General features: G+C 40.8%; 13 protein-coding genes. 9 read left to right on the plus strand and 4 right to left on the minus strand.

Going from position 1 to position 18,289, the window contains the following annotated elements; translation table 11 throughout:
* Positions 1 to 247 precede the first annotated feature (247 nt).
* The 5 genes from V7K79_RS20575 to V7K79_RS20595 all read left to right on the plus strand — a co-directional run bounded on the left by V7K79_RS20575 (position 248) and on the right by V7K79_RS20595 (position 6,161).
* On the plus strand, positions 248 to 1,357 hold the full coding sequence (locus V7K79_RS20575; RefSeq protein WP_335049879.1) for an aliphatic sulfonate ABC transporter substrate-binding protein: 1,110 nt from the start codon (positions 248 to 250) through the stop codon (positions 1,355 to 1,357).
* A 36-nt stretch (positions 1,358 to 1,393) separates the two neighbouring features.
* Positions 1,394 to 2,257, plus strand: a complete 864-nt coding sequence (locus tag V7K79_RS20580; RefSeq protein ID WP_335049881.1) for a TauD/TfdA dioxygenase family protein — start codon at positions 1,394 to 1,396, stop codon at positions 2,255 to 2,257.
* A 444-nt stretch (positions 2,258 to 2,701) separates the two neighbouring features.
* Positions 2,702 to 3,736, plus strand: a complete 1,035-nt coding sequence (locus V7K79_RS20585; RefSeq protein ID WP_335049883.1) for an aliphatic sulfonate ABC transporter substrate-binding protein — start codon at positions 2,702 to 2,704, stop codon at positions 3,734 to 3,736.
* A 90-nt stretch (positions 3,737 to 3,826) separates the two neighbouring features.
* A complete protein-coding gene (locus V7K79_RS20590) occupies positions 3,827 to 4,909 on the plus strand; it encodes a sulfonate ABC transporter substrate-binding protein (RefSeq protein ID WP_335049884.1) in 1,083 nt (360 codons plus the stop codon).
* Positions 4,910 to 5,123: 214 nt separating this feature from the next.
* Positions 5,124 to 6,161 carry an aliphatic sulfonate ABC transporter substrate-binding protein gene (locus tag V7K79_RS20595; protein WP_335049886.1) on the plus strand — a complete coding sequence of 346 codons (1,038 nt, stop codon included), beginning with the start codon at positions 5,124 to 5,126 and terminating at the stop codon, positions 6,159 to 6,161.
* A 237-nt stretch (positions 6,162 to 6,398) separates the two neighbouring features.
* Here the strand turns inward: V7K79_RS20595 and V7K79_RS20600 are convergent, their stop codons facing one another.
* Positions 6,399 to 9,434, minus strand: a complete 3,036-nt coding sequence (locus V7K79_RS20600; RefSeq protein WP_335049888.1) for a hybrid sensor histidine kinase/response regulator — start codon at positions 9,432 to 9,434, stop codon at positions 6,399 to 6,401.
* 428 nt (positions 9,435 to 9,862) lie between these two features.
* On the opposite strand from V7K79_RS20600, the gene V7K79_RS20605 reads away from it, so the two are divergent.
* Positions 9,863 to 10,147, plus strand: coding sequence for a hypothetical protein (locus V7K79_RS20605; protein WP_335049890.1), 285 nt, complete (start codon positions 9,863 to 9,865; stop codon positions 10,145 to 10,147).
* A gap of 181 nt (positions 10,148 to 10,328) precedes the next feature.
* On the plus strand, positions 10,329 to 12,536 hold the full coding sequence (locus V7K79_RS20610; RefSeq protein WP_335049910.1) for a CHASE2 domain-containing protein: 2,208 nt from the start codon (positions 10,329 to 10,331) through the stop codon (positions 12,534 to 12,536).
* A gap of 328 nt (positions 12,537 to 12,864) precedes the next feature.
* On the opposite strand, the gene V7K79_RS20615 is transcribed toward V7K79_RS20610, so the two are convergent.
* Positions 12,865 to 14,520 (minus strand): NB-ARC domain-containing protein, encoded by a 1,656-nt coding sequence (locus V7K79_RS20615; RefSeq protein WP_335049891.1) that lies wholly within the window; start codon positions 14,518 to 14,520, stop codon positions 12,865 to 12,867.
* A 199-nt stretch (positions 14,521 to 14,719) separates the two neighbouring features.
* On the opposite strand from V7K79_RS20615, the gene V7K79_RS20620 reads away from it, so the two are divergent.
* The gene (locus V7K79_RS20620; protein WP_335049893.1) at positions 14,720 to 15,277 is read left to right on the plus strand and encodes a calcium-binding protein; all 558 of its coding nucleotides are present in this window, start codon (positions 14,720 to 14,722) and stop codon (positions 15,275 to 15,277) included.
* 446 nt (positions 15,278 to 15,723) lie between these two features.
* Here the strand turns inward: V7K79_RS20620 and V7K79_RS20625 are convergent, their stop codons facing one another.
* Positions 15,724 to 16,707, minus strand: a complete 984-nt coding sequence (locus V7K79_RS20625) for an RNA polymerase sigma factor, RpoD/SigA family (RefSeq protein WP_335049895.1) — start codon at positions 16,705 to 16,707, stop codon at positions 15,724 to 15,726.
* 361 nt (positions 16,708 to 17,068) lie between these two features.
* Entirely contained in the window at positions 17,069 to 17,209 is a 141-nt protein-coding gene (locus V7K79_RS20630; protein ID WP_335049897.1) for a hypothetical protein, read from the minus strand.
* 251 nt (positions 17,210 to 17,460) lie between these two features.
* On the opposite strand from V7K79_RS20630, the gene V7K79_RS20635 reads away from it, so the two are divergent.
* Positions 17,461 to 18,225 (plus strand): transposase, encoded by a 765-nt coding sequence (locus V7K79_RS20635; RefSeq protein WP_335049899.1) that lies wholly within the window; start codon positions 17,461 to 17,463, stop codon positions 18,223 to 18,225.
* Positions 18,226 to 18,289: the final 64 nt, after the last annotated feature.

An 18,289-nucleotide genomic window follows, 5' to 3' on the forward strand; every position in this document is an offset into this window, starting at 1 on the left:
CACAACATCGGAGTGAGTCTTTCTCACTCCACTTCCTACATTTTTGCCTCCTAACTATTAAATTCTCAGTTCCTCGAGTCGTTTCAGGGTGGGTTCTACCCACTCTCTTTCTTAATTTCATAGATAAAATTTAAAAATTATTTATTTTAATTTAGAAATAACTTAATAAAAAAGATTTTTTGTTTTTTGATATTGCAATTAATCATCACTGTTTTAACCACCTAGAGGAAAATCAATAAAACAACCCATGCCAGCTTTAAAAGGAAAGTTTGAATTCAGAAAAAGCCCAAGAACAACACGTCGTTCTTTATTATTTGCTTTGGGCTACTGCTTAATGCTATCTACGACTCTATCAAGTTGTGGTGAAGCCAAAAATAATGCTCAACAGTCAACAGTTTCTCCTGAATCTGTAGTTTCTAGCACTACAGAGAAGTCAACTGATAAACAAGTACAAGTAGTGCGGATTGTACGTTCAAAACAACTTACCCCTTTAGCAGTTTTAGAAAAAGAAGGTTCCTTAGAAAAGCGATTAGAGCCTCTAGGTTTTAAAGTGCAGTGGACTGAGTTTGCGGCTGGGCCACAACAGCTAGAAGCCCTAAATGCAAATGGATTGGATATTGCATCTACAGCCGAATCGCCTCCTGTATTTTCCCAAGCAGCAGGAGTGCCTATTGTTTATCTAGCTACTACACACCCTAGTGGTAAATCTATTTCACTTTTAGTTCCTGCAAACTCTCCGATTAAAACTGTTAGCGATTTGAAGGGTAAAAAAGTAGCTTTTCAGAAAGCTTCCATTGGTCACTATTTATTAGTTAAAGCATTAGAAGATGCAGGGTTGAAACTGAGCGATGTCAAATCAGTTTTTTTACCACCGGCAGATGCAAATGCGGCATTCAGTCAGAATAAAGTGGATGCTTGGTATATTTGGGAGCCATTTGCTACTAGAAATGTACAAAATAAAATCGCTCGTGTTTTAGCAGATGGCGGAAAGTTGAGGGATACGGGTAACTTTTACTCAACCTCACGCCAATTTTATCAGGCTCATCCTGATGTCATCAAAGTTTTTTTAGAGGAGCTAGAAAAGAAAGAAATCTGGACTAAGGATCATCCCAAAGAAGTAGCACAACTGCTTGCTCCTGTAACCCAGCTAGATCCGCCAACTTTAGAAACAATGCATAAGAAATATGATTATGGGCTAGTACCAATTACCGAGAAAACTATTATCAAGCAACAGGAAGTTGCAGATAAGTGGTACAGCCTCGGACTTATCCCCAAAAAGGTAAATGTTAAAGATGGCTTTTTAACGCCTGAAGAGTACGCCAAAATTACTCCCTCTGATGTTCTAGCGAATAAGTAATTATCTGAATAAAAAATTAAAGCACAGGAGAGTATTATGCCTACCTCGACTTTGACAAAGGTTAAAATTAGTGCTATTGATGCCCCTTTGGGAGCTATAGTTACCGATTTTGATGCCAATCAAGCGATCGCACCTGAAGTTATATTACAACTGAAGCAAGCACTGCGCGATCGCCACATTTTAATATTCAAAGACCAAAAGCTCTCTGATAAACAGCTTTTGAACTTCGCTCTCTACTTTGGCGCACTGTTTGTACCATCTGATGAAACTCCAGTCTTAGCTTCTAAACCGGGAGAAACCCCAGTGGTGATTCCCATTTCCAACGTCGATGGCGGCTATACCGGTACTGGAGAACTGACTTTCCATTCTGACCACAAATGGACTCCTACCCCATCTAGCGGTTCGCTTCTTTATGCTTTGGAAATACCTTCTCAAGGTGGAGATACTTATTGGTTAAATACCAATTTGGCATATCAGGCATTAGATGAAGCCACCAAAGAACGGATTGCAGATTTACAGCTAATTACCTACAACCCATTCTTACAAGACCGGAATGCACCGCGCCCTTTGTATCGTTTGGATAAGAATATTCCTTTAATCAGTCCTGTTTTTCCCCATCCTTTAGTTAGAACACATCCAGAGAGTGGTAAAAAGCATCTTTACTTAGATGCTGCTACAGAAGTGGAAATTGTCGGCTTAGAGCCAGAAGAAGGAGCTAAACTGATTGAACAGTTAAGGCAACATCTAAATCAACCCAAATTCTACTACCAACACAAATGGTCTGTAGGCGATATTGTCTACTGGGATAATCAAGCTACCTTACATTACCGCCAAGCATTCAATCCCAATGAGCGACGAGTATTAAAGCGGGTTAGCCTTGCAGGTAGTCGTCCCTTTTAGGATTTATAACTCAGAAGATTAAGCTAATAGGCATTTAAATATACATTTTATTGGTCAATAGTCAAGAGTGATTCTGGACTATTGACCAATAAAAGTTGTCTGAAAATCATACTTTATGCTTGTAAATTAAAAATAGTAAAAAAATATTTTTTGTTTCAAAACAAGTGTTTATTAACACTTTATTCTCAAGCTAAACTTGATACACTTTAGACTGAAATTGATAGTTGCTAGCACTCATTCAAAACGCAACTACAATAATTATAAAATTTAACTATAAGAAATATTATGATGCTTTTGAGTTTTTTGCAAAGGCTAAATTTGTTTGGCAATAAAGAGCTACTACAATCAAAAATAAAAAATACTAATACGGTATGTGAGTATAGTCTAAATACTAAACCTATAGAAGCCAAATATAAAATTGAGCCTAAACATATATCTATATTAATGGCTGCTTGCACTCTTACCATACCAATGAGCATGGTTGGTTGTAGCCAAGAAACTAAAACTAATCAAAACGAACTATCCTCAATTAGTACACAATCTCAAAGTCAAACAGTTTCTAATACTCCCCAAAAACAAGAACTACGAGTTGTTTCTTCTAAGCTTGGTTCTCTTGCAGTGATGAGAAAGCAAGGAACTCTAGAAAAAAGTTTGGCAGCAAAGAATTTTACTGTAAAGTGGCTAGAATTTGCTGCTGGGCCGCAAGCTTTAGAAGCGTTAAATGCTGGTTCCCTTGACATCGCAGCTACAGCTGAATCACCACCGATATTTGCTCAAGCCGCAGGTACACCTCTTGTGTATATTGCAACAACTAGATTTAATGGTAGAGCAGTTTCTTTTTTAGTACCAAAAAACTCTCCGATTAAAAGTGTTGCTGATTTTAAGGGCAAAAAAATCTCCTATCAAAAAGCCTCTATCGCCCACTATGTTTTACTAAAAGCATTACAAAAAGAGGGACTAAAATTAAGTGATATAAAATCTCTTTATCTCCCACCTCCAGATGCAAATGTAGCTTTTAGTCAAGGAGGAATTGATGTTTGGGTAGTTTGGGAACCTTACATTACCAGAAATGTCCAAAAAAATCTTGGTCGTGTATTAATAGATGGACAAGGGCTTCAGGATCTTGGTAGCTTTTATACTACCTCACGTAAATTTGCCAAAGAGCATCCTGATATTCTTAAAGTTTTTCTAGATGAGTTTACCAAAGCTGAAGATTGGTCGCAGAAAAATATTGATAAGTTAGCAGAACTTGAGACTGGTGACGTTGGTATTGATGTACCTACTCTCAAAACAATTCATAGTAAAGCAGCTTATGGTTTGCTACCAATCACCGATGAAGTTATCAAAAAACAACAACAAATAGCTGATTTGTGGTATGCACAAAGACTTCTACCAAAAAAAGTTAATGTCAAAGATGGAGTACTTACTCCAAAAGAATATGCAGCATTCACACCTGATTCAATTAAATCTAATAAGTAAATCATTGTAATTAACTTGAAACAATTGAATATTTTCAATTATTAAATGATGGTTCTATAGCAGTATTCCATCAAAACTTGAGGTGAAAAAATGTTTAAATTTTTCGTGAATAAGACAACAGTCATCAGTAAACTTGCCTTGTTTACAATACCTAGTTTTATAGTATCTACTACTTTAATCAGTTGTACGCCAACTGTATCTAACACAAATACAGGAACTGAACCGAAAGCAGAACCAGCAGGGGCTAAAACTATAACTTTGAAAACAAAGTTACTGCGAATAGGGTATCAAAGCTCTGGTGATTTAGTTAGAGTCAGAGGAGTTTTAGAAAAACGTTTGGAGCCTTTGGGCTTGAAAGTCCAGTGGTCACAATTTGCTCAAGGGCCACAACTTATGGAAGCGATGAATGTGGGCAAAATTGATATTGGCTCAGTTGGCGAAACGCCTCCAATCTTTGCCCAAGCTGCGGGTGCAAAAATTATCTATTTGGCTGGTAGAAGACTTGGCCCTAATTCTGGTAAAGGTAGTGCGATCGCAGTTCCTAAAAATTCTCCAATTAAAACTTTAGCTGAAATTAAAGGTCAAAAAGTAGTCTTTCAAAAAGGTTCGGCTTCTCACTATTTTATTATCAAAGCCTTAGAAGAGGTAAATCTAAAATATAGTGATATAAAAGTTCTGAGTATGCCCAATGTTGAAGCCCGTGGTGCATTTATTCAAGGGACTATTCCAGTTTGGGTAACTGGCGATCCTCATTTAGCTTTGGTAGAAAAACTCTATGGTGCGCGTGTATTGCGAGATGCTACAAATATTGGCACTCCAGGCGGATATTACATTGGAACACGTGAGTTTACTAAAGAAAATCCCGACTTAGTTCGGATCATTCTAGAAGAAATTGATAAAAATGGTCAATGGGCAGAAGCGAATCGTAAAGAAGCAGCCAAACTCATAGCACCTGTACTCAAAATTGATTTACCTATTCAAGAAGTAATTTCTAGCCGTGCTACTTATCGCTTAAGAGGAATTACTTCAGAACTAATGCAATCTCAACAGAGTGTTGCTGATTTGTTCTATAACGAAAAAATATTACCAAAAAAGATTGATGTTAAAGAAGCATTGCTCACGCCTCAAGAATATGCAGCTATTACTCCACCAACACTGATAAGTGAAAAGTAGAGAATAGTTAGATATGAAGTTTGTTTTTTTAAACAAACTAGAATACCAATTTACTAGATGAAAAAGCAGATTTTTTAAATTAGCATAATCTCAAATTTTCTTCATAAATTGGTGTTTTAGGAGGTTTAAATAGCAACTTCCTATTATCTTACTTGCTGAAAGAAAGTAAGACTGACAACGTAAAAGTTAAAACTTACAAGGAAAATCACAACTGATGAACAAGCCATTTCAACCACAACGCCGTACAGTTTTAAAGCGTATTGTCCAATATTCAGCATTGGGACTGTTTACTTTATCATCTTCTTTGGTGGGTAGCCTTGTGCAAAGCACCCAAGCGCAGACAGCCAAAGTAATTAACTTGGCATATCAAGCTTCTGGTGATATTGTCAAGTCCAAAAAAACTGTTGAGCCACGTTTCAAAGCATTGGGTATAACCGTGAATTGGGTTGGACCATTTGCAGCAGGGCCGCAATTGATAAAAGCGCTGGATGAAGGTAAGGTGGATATCGGTACTGTGGGAGAGACACCTCCAATATTTGACCAAGCTGCACGCCCAGGCCTGATCCCTGAAGTTGTCTATCTTACTGGACGCACGCCCACCGATGGTACAAACCAAGGTATTGTGGTGAAAGCTAATTCTCCCATTAAGAAAGTAGCGGATCTTAAAGGTAAGAAAATTGCTTTTCAGGTAGGGTCGAATGCACAATATTTACTAGCAAAAGCGTTGCAAGAGGTAGGGTTAAAAATTAGCGATATTCAAATCGTTGCTTTGACTCCGACTGATGCTCGTGATGCCTTCATTCAAGATAAGGCTGACGCCTGGGTGGGTGGCGATCCCCTTTTAGCTGCTGTAGAAAAGACTACCCCGATTCGGAATCTGAGAAATGCAAAAGGAATTAACACTCTCAACGGGTTTTATATTGGCAGGCGTGCATTTGTCACCCAAAATCCGCAATTGGTGCGAGTATTTTTAGAGGAAGCAGAGAAGGTAGGAGAAGCGGCTGAAAAAGACCCAAGCGATTACGCCAAAATTTTAGCTGATGAACAGAAATTAGATCCAGCAGTTGCACTAAAGGTGGCAAGCCGTCGTACTTATAAATTGAGAAAAATTACACCTGCGATCATTGCCGAACAGCAGGGCGTTGCTGATTTCTATTTTGCAGAAAAAGTCATCTCGCGTAAGATTGATATCAAACAAGGGATTCTTTCTGATATAACATATAAAGCAATCATTCCTGATAATATCAAGTAACGGTAAACAAGTAGTAGGTTTATTCAGCTATTAACTTGGCTAGCTATTACACTGTAGCGGAAGTTTGCCTAACTTCAACAAGGGGCTTAACAAGTTGTTTAACTAACTTGTTAAGCCTATTGTCTGGTTAAGTAAAAACCAAGGAAGGAACAAGCGATCGCAAATCTTTTTACAAATATGATTTGGGACTAAAATGTTCCACTCAACGTATCAAGTAACGGTGAACAGGTAGCAGGTTTATTCAGCGATTAAGGTAGCGATCGCATCTACCAACTCGCTTGGCTCTACTGGTTTGGCAATATGCTTGTTAAATCCGGCTCTTAACACCTGTTGGGCGTTCATTTCTCCAGCATAGGCAGTAAGTGCGATCGCTCGAATTTGCCCTCCCTGCTCTGGTGGCAGTGTTCTCAACTGCCGCATGAACATACAGCCATCCACTTCTGGCATCCCGATATCGCTTAAAAGTATATCTGGCAAGGATTGGGCTAAAGTCGCTAGAGCTTCATTGGCTGATGTTACTGCTGTCACATTTGCCCCATACTCTTCTAGTAAGAAGGTAATAAATTCTCGCGTATCTGTATCATCATCCACTACTAAAATTTTCACACCATTCAAATTTGAGGATGGCTCAGAATTGCTACTGTCTTGTTTAATCTCTAATTTATTTTGGATTAACGGTAATCTGACAGTAAAAGTTGCCCCCCGCTCTTCGCCTTCGCTTTCTACCTGGACTGTCCCACCATGCAGTTCGACTAAGTGATGGACAATCGCTAATCCTAACCCCAATCCACCAAATTTTCTGGTGGTGCTGCTGTTCTCTTGGCGAAAATATTCAAACACGTAAGGCAGAAAATTGGGGTCGATACCTTTCCCTGTGTCGCTGACTTGAATGATTGCTGAGTTGGAATTTGACTTAGAACATGATGATAATCGAATATCAACTTGTCCGCCCTCTGGTGTAAACTTAACCGCATTTGAGAGCAGGTTCCAAACGATTTGCTGCAATCGGCTGGAGTCTCCCAAAACTTGTCCCAAATTTGGTTCCAAGCTGATGTGCATCTCAATTGACTTAGCTTCTGCCGATAGCCGCACTGTCTCCATTGCTGCCGAAATCACAGATGCTAGATCGACTGGGTAGATATTCAAGCTGATTTTACCTTGTAAAATCCGGGAGATATCCAGTAAGTCTTCAATCAGTTTAGCCTGTAATTTCGCATTTCGCTCAATAGTCTTCAGCGCTTGAGGAATTGTCTTTTCATCAAGTTTTTTGGTTTGGAGTAGCTTTGACCAACCTAAAATTGGGTTGAGTGGCGATCGCAATTCATGAGAAAGTACTGCCAGAAACTCGTCTTTTATGCGGTTGGCGTTTTCTGCTGACTTCCGGGCAGTTTGCTCTGCCTCATATAAACGGGCACGTTCCATCGCTTGAGCGCACTGCTGTGCTAGTGCCAGCATAAAGGCTCGATCATCTTGATTAAATTTCTGAATTTCGGTAAAAGCTAAAGACATTCCCCCGATAGCTCGTCCCTCAATGATCAATGGAATCGAAATCCAAGCGTCGTAGTTGTACTGGGCGTATTCCTGAGCTAGATTTGAGTAACGAGCTAGCCTTGTTTCGGTTGGCTGTTGCCAAATAGGTTGCTTAGTTCTGACTGCTTCTGCCACTGGCGCGGATGCATTAATCGAGAATCGACGCGATGAATCGATTATTTCTTGTTGATCGCCAACAGTTCGGACAATTTCTAATTCAGTGCCGCTTTCAGTCAATAGTGCGACAAAAACAGAACTAGCTCCGACTGCCATACCTTGCTTTACAATTACTTCAGCGACTTGTGTTGGAGTTAAAGATTCAGCAAGGGTAGCAGTAATCGCTTGCAGACGGGCAATGCGAGATGTTGCGAGTAAAGCCGCCTGTTGAGATTGCTGTGCTTCTCTGTATAGTCGGGCATTATCAACTGCGATCGCTGCCCGTCCAGCTAACTCCTCAGCTAACATCAGGCTTTTGGTGTCGTAGCGACGATTTGAAGAAGATACCAAAGTCATAACTCCCAACACCCGTCCCCGAAGGATTAGCGGTACACTCATACCAGATGTCGGATTTAATTCTTGCAATATTTTCAAGTGACTAGCGTTGTGGGTTAACCCTTGGATCTGTTCCTCAGAAATAAAATGAGTAATGTGTGATTTGCCTGTCTGTATTACCTTCGCAATACCTGCTGTTTCGGTCAAATCAGGCGGATAATCTTGTAACTGTTCTACTAATTCTTGTTTCTCTGGATTGGCATGGGCTGCTGCAACCCGACAGAGTAATTGATTGTCACTAATAATATCAACTAAGCACCAATCAGCGATTTCCGGCACAGCCAAACGCACTAAACCTGCTAAGGTTGTCTCGTAATCCAATGATGCAGCCAAAATTTCACTAGCCTCAGCCAGAAAACGCTGTTCTTCTTCCACCTGCTTGCGCTTAGTAATATTTCGTGAAGACGCTTGCATCTCTAAAATTTTTTGAGTTTGGCGATCGCGAATCGCTCGAATAGTTGCTTCCAACCAGATATAATGTCCGTCTTTGTGACGCGCACGGTGAGTAATGGTATAAATATCTAGTAAATCGCCATTGACTGGGTAATTCCTGGCAATCTCTACCAAATCGTCAGGGTGAATTAACTCATGGCTAGGATGACCGACTAATTCCTCTGGTTGATATCCCAGCACTGTGTAGCAAGCTGGTGAAACGTAGAGAAGAATTCCATCGACTGTATGGCGGGAAATAATATCAGTTGAATTCTCAGCCAGCAGCCGAAAACGCGCTTCACTTTCGCGCAATTTGGCCTCAGCTTGTTTGTGTTCGGTAATATCGACGCACATTCCTACCCATTCGCGGATTTCGCCTGTTTCGTCAAGTATCGGCACACCGCGTATATTCATATAACGGTATTCGCCGTCATGCCGCAGAACTCGATACTCGGCAACTGCAACGCTGCGTGTAGGAAATGCCTGTTTCCAAATTTCTGCGATCGAGGCACGATCTTCTGGGTGCACTGCCCCAACCCAACCCCATCCTTTATATTGTTCGGGACTTTGCCCTGTGAACGCCTGCCAAGTTGGAATATCAGCAACAACATTGCCCCAAGGTGCTGCCCTCCAGACAATTGATGCGCTTGCCTCTGCCAGTGAACGGTAACGTGCTTCACTATCGCGCAGTGCAGCTTGCTGTTCGCTCAAATATTGCTGCAATTCAATAACCTCTTGAGCTTTCAGGTTCTCACTCATTTTAAAAGTATTTGGCTAAAAGCGATTCATCGGGTTCTCTCATCTGCTGTAATAATTAGAACGGCGTAAATATTTGTAGTTAGGATGAGGCAGGAGGCAGGAGGCAGGAGGGAAGAGGAAAGAGGGTTTTAGTCTAGTTAACTTTTCTTCAAATAGTTTGGTTTTATCGTACCGACTTGCATAAGCTCAATTTAAATATATTTTTATTTTTCTAATGCAATATAACAGATGCTATAGCTCTAACTGCAACCATCTAAGGTTAGAGAGGTTATCAAGAAGATTGTCTACGAAGGGTGGGGTTTGTAGCAAAAATTATTTTCTCCTTTGCCTGTCTGCTTTTTTGTAAGTTGGTGATTATGTATTACATCAACTATCATGCAAGCTATTTAAGCTAGTAATAGAATTGTTTCAATTCAGGGGATAAGAATATGAAAGTTTGGCTTGCCTGCTTTTTGGTGTTGTTTGCCTTGGCGGAACTGTTTGACTGGTTGCAAGAATTTAATTTGCCATTACCTATCTATATTTTGGGTGGCGCTTTTTTAGCTGTTGCTTCTAACTATGATAAAATTGTCGGCTCCTATTTTGCTGATTCAAGCATTGAAGCATCACTTGAACAACCACAGTTAGATTCACTAACTCCATCTACTAATCCGATTTCTTTCCCAATTACCAGTCCTGTTGAAGATGTTCAAACATCTCAAACAGATGATTAGTGCTTGTCTTATTCTATGGTTCAGGCTAGGCGTTAAAAGTAGGAATACATCAAAGTCTTTAACTAGCGAGTAAATTGCTACATTAATAAAAGCTTCAGGTTAACTAGCTTTTAACCTAAATTCCGAAAATTAACTTCTGCGTTTGCAACATCTACCCAATTCAGGCTACCGCCTCAACGCCGTGATTAGTGGACTATTAGAAAAACTCCGTGTACCTTTTGTCAAAGTTCAGGATTCCCGTGAATCTTCTAAGAGCAAAAGCTGGCGGCAAATTATTTTTGTTACCAGTGTAGGAGTCACCGCTTTTATCTGGGGAGTTCGGGAACTCAAATGGTTAGAGCCTTGGGAGTTAAGAGTTTATGACCAAATGTTGCGATCGCGTCCCGCACAAGCACCCGATCGGCGGATTTTGCTAGTAACAATTACTGATAAGGATCTCAAACAAGAGAAATGGCCTCTATCAGATCAAACAATCAATCAGCTATTAAAAAAAATAGAGTCTTATCAACCGCGAATTGTTGGTTTATATCTTTTCCGACCAGAAGATAATAATTTGGCAGCTAATTTTCAAAATCAAGATAACATTGTCACTACCTGTTTATTCAGCAGCTTGGGTAGAGATGAAATTCCACCGCCGCCGAATGTCCCTATAGATAATGTTGGATTTAGCGATGTGGTTGCTGACAATGAAAACGATCAAATTCTTCGTCGCAGTTTATTATTTGCCAACTCTACAGACAAGAAATGTACAACATCATTTGCATTTGGTGCATTAATTGCAATTAATTATCTGGAAAAACAAGGTATTAAATACGATTTCACTAAAAAGGGAGATTTTCTATTAGGTAAAACCCTGTTTTTGCGTTTACAACCTAATTCTGGTAGCTACCAACATTTGGATGCACAGGGCTATCAAATATTATTAAATTACCGTCACCCCAACAGCTTCGCCGACCAAGTAACCCTTACAGATGTTCTTAATGGTCGAGTCAACTCCAACTTATTCAAAGACCGTTTGGTAATTATTGGCACTACGGCAGCTAATATTCCTCCAAGTGGCTTTTATACGCCCTACAGCGTTTTGCCAGATCAACCAGCTAGAATGTCTGCTCTGTTTCTTCATGCACAGATAGCAAGTCAACTCATCAGCACAGTGTTGGATGGGCGACCCTTGATTTGGTATTGGCCCGACTGGGCAGAACTTATTTGGGTGTGGGGGTGGTCGCTATTAGGTAGTTTTTTAGCATGGCGGTGGCAAAATCCGCTGCTTTTGCTAGTGATGGAAGCAACAACTCTACTTGGCTTAGTAGTAATCTGCATTGCTTTGTTTTTGCAAGCTGGATGGATACCATTAATTCCCTCTGCTCTTGCTTTGGTAATTAGTAGTATCTGTGTAATTGCTTATACTAGCTACCAAAATCAACGACAAACTCAGGTGATTGTTCTACAAGTTGAAAAACAACAAGAAGCGATCGCCCAATTAAATGTACTCTTAGAAGATAAAACAGCACTTCCCGATTCCTCTGTTGACTTTCTTTCCGCAGTTGATTCACCAGAAATAAAATCAGGTGATTTGCTTTTGAGTGGACGTTACAAAATCTCTCAAACTCTTGGTGCAGGTGGATTTGGTCGGACTTATTTAGCACAGGATAGTCAACGACCGGGTAATCCTACTTGTGTAGTTAAAAAGTTAATGCCAGCCCGTCAAGATACACGATTTTTGCAAGTGGCTCGCAGGTTGTTTCATAGTGAAGCTGAAATTTTAGAAACTTTGGGTAAACATCATCAGATTCCCGAACTACTTGCTTATTTTGAAGATAACCAAGAATTCTATTTAATTCAACAATATATTGAGGGACATACCTTAAGCGAAGAATTACCACCTGTACAAAATGTGCAAAACGAATCATTCGCGATTGAGATGCTCAAACAAGTTTTAGAAGTTCTAGAATTTATTCATCAACATCGAGTGATTCATCGCGATCTCAAACCAGCTAATATTATTAGATGCGCTCAAAATAATCGGCTGGTATTGATTGACTTTGGTGCTGTGAAATTGATGCAACCGCCGAGTAGCGAGCAAACAGAATTAGCGACAGTAGCCATCGGGACGCGGGGTTATGCACCTCCAGAACAATTTGCCGGTCATCCTCGCTTATGCAGTGACATTTATGCTTTAGGAATGATTGCCATTCAAGCCATAACTGGTATACCACCGCAAGAACTCCACCCAGATCCAGAAACAGGGAATGTGATGTGGCGACAAACGGTACAAGTCAGCGAAGAATTAGCAATAATTTTAGATAAAATGGTTTGCTATCATTTTAGCGATCGCTATCAATCAGCCACCGCAGTTTTACAAGATTTGAAACGTTTTTCAACTAAGTGATATCATGTCCGTATAATTAGTTATGATTTTCACAGTCATTGCACCCCACCCCCCAGCCCCTCCCCGCTCTTCGGGAGGGGAGACAAAGTATAGCTTTGGCGGGGTGGGGTTCTTCAGGTTTAATAAGTAATCTAGCGAACATGATATGAACTGGTAACTGGGGATTAGGGACTGGGACATATACAGCAGATTTCAAGTTGGTAAGTACACACTCCTGAATTCTCAATTCTGAATTCTGCTGTATCAATCCACTTCTAGCGCTCCTAAAGTTTTTAAAGTTACTACCTCTGCTTCAGTCAACCCTGTCACCCTAGTAATAATCATGCCTTCATAAGTGCGGGCTGGTCTCAACGTTTGTTGACAATCTGGACTGCACCGCAACTGCCCAAACATGGTTTGAGTCTGCCTTGTTCCCGCCCCCTCTTATCTCCTTATCCCATTCCCCATGCCTAAAAACTTCATCCCCTTGTGGATGGGGTTTTTCATTTTGGAGCTTTCTAACTAGTCTGTCAAGTTTATCCTCAAGCTGATCAGCAGAGCCAAGGGTTATTCGTAGTTGATTTAGGATAGGTCTTACAATCAGATGAATTTGACTATTGTGGATGTAGTCTTTTGCTTGGGCTTGCATCGAAGCATAAGTCAGCAGATATTGCGGTGATTCTGTTATGATTTCCTCGCAGACTTGCTCAATCAAGCACTTTGTCACATATTCCATCACCACAGGTTGCTGTGTGAATCCTCCAGTATTGCTTTCTATCAAGCTACGCCAGCGTAAAGATTCAAGGACTGACATTAACTTAGGCTTAGGTAATATTGGTGTGAAAGCTGTTTGCAATTCTGTGGAGGAAAGCTTACCCCGATTAATTGCCAGCCAGTACATCACTAACTGCTCAGACGTGGAGAGTCTTTTGAATTGTTGTTCTAGAAGATTGCCAATGCCCTGACATACGGTTGTGCCTTCGGCAAAGAAGCAGACGATGTTACCTTCATGTAAGTCCCGAATGGAAGTGGCGGCAATTTTCAAAGCTAGGGGATTACCACCGTAACACTCAACCAGTTGGTGGGTTTCGTCCTCAGAGCCTGATAGCCCTTTGAGTTTCAGAATTGTTTGCCCGGCTGCGACTTCTAATCCTGATAAAGCAAGGGTACGGACTGGCAAACCATCACCTTCCAAGGCAGCGACTTCAGTAGGTTTTTCCCGGCTGGTGAGCAGGACAGAGCTTTGATGCCCAGTTTCTCCTAATCGCCACAGAAGTTCGCCGTAGGGTTTATAGCCCTCACGGTAACAGCCTGTCCCTTTACCTTGCTCCAATAATGTGTCGAAATTATCCAGAATCAGCAAGCATCGATATTTGCGGAGATAATCGATTAAACAAGTAATTTGCTCATAGGGGGAAGCAGGCAATATGGTAAGTTGTTGATCAGAAAGGATTTTGATGCACTCCTTCATCTTGTCGTGAAAAAAAGGTGCGTGTCGGAGCGATCGCCAAATCACATATTCAAATTCTCCCTGCAATTGTTCTGCTAACTTCACCGAGAGCGCGGTTTTGCCCATACCACCCATACCTAATAGTGTGACTACACGAGCGCGATCTCTCACAATCCATTGGCTGAGGGTTTCTAATTCTGTAGTACGTCCATAGAACTGGGAAACGTCGATTGCTTCCCCCCAATTTGTATAGTTCGTAAAGGGTTGAAAGTCTAAGGTTGAGGAAGTGTTTATGTCCTGTTGTCGCTGTGCGATTCGCTTCAGCACTCCTTGCAGGTTATTTTTGGTAACTTTTTCGCCCAAAGCTTGAGAGAGCGATCGCCATAATTCCGAGCCAACGTCTTTGATGTGACCGGGGTCATAAGTGACTGCTCGCGCCATTTCTAGATAAGTTTTCCCTTCCCAAGCGTAGCGAAATACAATCTCTTGCGCTCTCGTTAAGCGTCCACGTTCCAATAATTGCTCGACTATTGCGATCGCTTCTTCAACCGTCATTTCTTTCGGTAATAATACAGTCTCACTACAATATTCACACCATAAACTTGATTTTTTGTAAAAAGTTTACGTAAATCTACGAAAAAGAACCCGACCTTTTCCCGACCTTTTCCGACCGACAAACTTGATACTAGCCCTTTAGAATCTATCTAACGATCAGAGCGATCGAGAATGTAACCAAATTATTGAGGGCAAAGACATGGCTGATTACTACTTCGGTACAAGTGGAAATGATTATCAAAACTACACTGGTTCAGAAAGTTATTTTGCTTATGGTTATGAGGGAAATGATACCATCTATGGCAATACTAACGACGATTACCTCTATGGTGATAGTGGCAATGACTACCTATATGGTTACACAGGTAACGACGTCTTATACGGAGGCTCTGGTAGTGACAACTTATATGGCGGAGCTGGTAGCGATACTTTATACGGTTCTAGCTCAACTGCCTACAACAGTTATGAATATGATATCTTAAATGGTGGCGATGGCTTTGATAGGTTTGTTTTAGGTACATCCTATGATGGAAACTATTATCAGGGATCTGGCTACGCTACGATACAAGACTACAATCCTGCGAATGACTATATCCAACTGAAAGGAAGTGCAAGTTCTTTTTATCTTGGTACTGCAAATTATGAGGGAACTAGTGACCTTGATACACTCATATATCAGAATGATGGTGACTTGTTAGCAGTAGTTCAAGATCAGACTAATGTACAGTTAACCAGCTATTATTTTACCTTTGTCTAGTCCTACTACAGTTGGGAAATAACTCTACAGTTACAAATCTTTTATGACTTTAGAGCAACGCAATTTTAGCTCGCTCCTCAGCTTTATTTATCTGAATTTACACTCTTGTATCTACAACCAAGGAGGTTAAAAATCCACTTGCGAGTGGAGCATTCCAATTGTAGAAAAAAGTTTGATCACTCTAATTCTCTTAAGAGGTTCTTTGTAAAGTATTATTGCTAACATCTGAGCCTCAAAAACCTAACCCCCATTCACTAGTAGGGAATGGGGGTTTCAAATTCAAAGCGTTTTGACCTTTAAACTGATAAAAATTGAGCAATAAAAAATTCGCCTACGGAGAAGCAAGCACACATTTTTCTGGTTTTCAGTATAAAAAAATCGCCCCCTGAATTCAGGAGGCGCATCACCAAAGTGGTATAGAGACGCGAAATTCCGCGTCTCTATTTTTAGCTAGCAATGTATTCTTTGACATTGGCACGACGGCGACGCAGATGAGCCAAAGCTTGATGCTCTAACTGACGGACGCGTTCGCGACTGAGATTTAATCTCTCACCGACTTTTGCCAATGACATTTCATTACCATCTTCTAAACCAAAGCGTAAACCTACAACTTCTCGCTGTTGCGGGGTTAGTTCTGCTAGCAGATTGTTCAAGTCTTGGCGTAAGAATTCCTGGTTGGTGTAATACTCTGGCGATGGGCCATCATCTTCGAGCATTTCTTGCAACTCAGTATCCTGGTTCTCACCAACTCGCACATCCAAAGACACTGGTTGACGAGCCATATTCAGATACTCGCGAATCTGAGTTGGTTCTAATTCTAGTTCTTTGGCAATTTCAGCTGGAGTCGGCGATCGCCCCAAGGTTTGAGCCAACTCGCGCTGCACTTTTTTGATTTTGTTCAGTTTCTCGGTAATGTGGATCGGTAAGCGAATAGTACGACCTTGTTGAGCGATCGCCCGAGTAATTGCTTGGCGAATCCACCAGTAAGCGTAAGTCGAGAACTTGTAACCCCTCATTGGGTCAAATTTCTCCACACCCCGCTCTAATCCTAGTGTTCCTTCCTGGATTAAATCCAGAAACTCCATATTTCGCTTTTGGTATTTTTTGGCAATAGCAACGACCAAGCGCAAATTCGCTTCGATCATTTTTTGTTTTGCTCGCTTACCTTGCGCCACTGTTTGTTGCACATCGGTTTCCGATTGTTTAACGTGATCCGCCCACTCTGAAATATCCGGTTCGCGTTGCAACTTCTTCGCCAAAACTTCCTTGGCGTCAATGAACGTCATCATTTGTTGCACTTGCTTCCCAAAGATAATTTCTTGTTCGCGGGTTAGCAGTGGTACACGACCAATTTCTCGCAGATAGGTTCGCACCATATCAGCCGTGAATTTGGTGTTAAGGTTTTCTGTTTGGGTATTGACAGTAGGCATTGGTGCGATGTCCTCTACTTCGTAAAGATAATGTATGTTTTATTACTAAAATGGATGGGAAAAGTAGTACATCTATCTCGAAATATTGGGAGCGACCAAAAACAATTAATTGATACAGCCGTTGTTAAGACGGTAAGCCCCCAATGATAGGTTCCTCTACTTCCCTAAATTTTCAATTTTTTATAAGCACACTGGTTATTTTTGAGATCCTTCTCTTAGACGATTACTGACACCGATTGGCAAAACCAAAGTCGGTATGAGTTCTACTTAATTTATGATACGATAAATCAGGCAAATAGTAATCTATCTTAAGATAAAACCTATCATTATAATTTAAAAGCAGCCGTTATATAAAAAAAATTTAAACTTCCTCGAAATTGCTGACTACATCTATAGTGACGCTAAAAATCCCTCTTCTGTTGCCAAAACTAGCGGGATAACCGAACTTAATTTGCTGTGATAATGGACGGATGTCAACCCCTTGGGGGAATTCAAAAGTCAAAATGACGCTCTCTACAAGACGCTAAAAGCGAACGCGGACTCGCTAACGCTACGCTAACAAAATTCAAAATTAATAGTCCCCATAAATAAATTCAAGGGCTTGTATACGAAAGCGTTTTCGGTCATTAGTCATTAGTCATAGAAATACGTGGGATGCGGGAAACTCAGTCCCTTTAGGGCTGAGAGGGAAGCGGCTCATGCGATTTTAATCGCAGTCAAATTTTCTAACTTTGGATGAGTTACAATAGCATCATGACTCAGCCCATCTCTGTTAAATGCAAGCTTATAGTACTCCCTAACTTTAGTGGCGAAATTGACCGCACGATGGAGGGTTTTGCAGATGCTTGTAATCAGATATTGGAAGTAGCTAAACGTGAGAATTGCTGGAATACCACCAAACTTCACCACTTGGTTTACAAACCAATAAGGGTTGCTACCGGACTTAAGGCTAACCACGTTTGTCAAGCCATCCGACGAGTTATTGGTAATGCAAAAGCAGTTAAACAAATCCACAAATTTAGACCCACTTCTGTCAGTTTGGATGTTCGCACCTTTGTTTATAAGGAAGAAACCCAATCTGTAGGGGTGACTTTGATGTGTGGACGAGTTGAATTTAAGTTGTCCATTGGTGGCTACCAGATTGCATTGCTTAGGGATCAAACCCCAACCAGTGCAACTCTCAATAAAACTAAATGCGGAGATTACTTTATCAATTTCGTTGTCGATATCCCAACTCAACCTACTGGCAAGACTCCCAAAGTAATTGGAGTCGATCTCGGTAGAAGGGATATTGCTACCACTTCTACGGGTGAATCGTGGAGTGGTAAACAGATTCAATCGGTTCGTGACTGTTACAGTCAGGTCAGGGCTAATGTTCAATCCAAACGCACTCGGTCGTCTAGGCGACTTTTGAGAAGGCTTTCTCTTCGAGAACGGAGGTTCCAAGAATGGTTGAATCACAACATTTCTAAACAACTTGTTCAAGAATCTAATCGTAGAGTGCGATTCGTTGCTTAGTGAATCGCGGTAATCAGTCCGTACATAACTAAGCCAGTCTGACAGCAGATTACTGTCATTAAAA

It is taken from the genome of Nostoc sp. (genome assembly GCF_036917575.1).
Lineage (GTDB): Bacteria > Cyanobacteriota > Cyanobacteriia > Cyanobacteriales > Nostocaceae > Nostoc.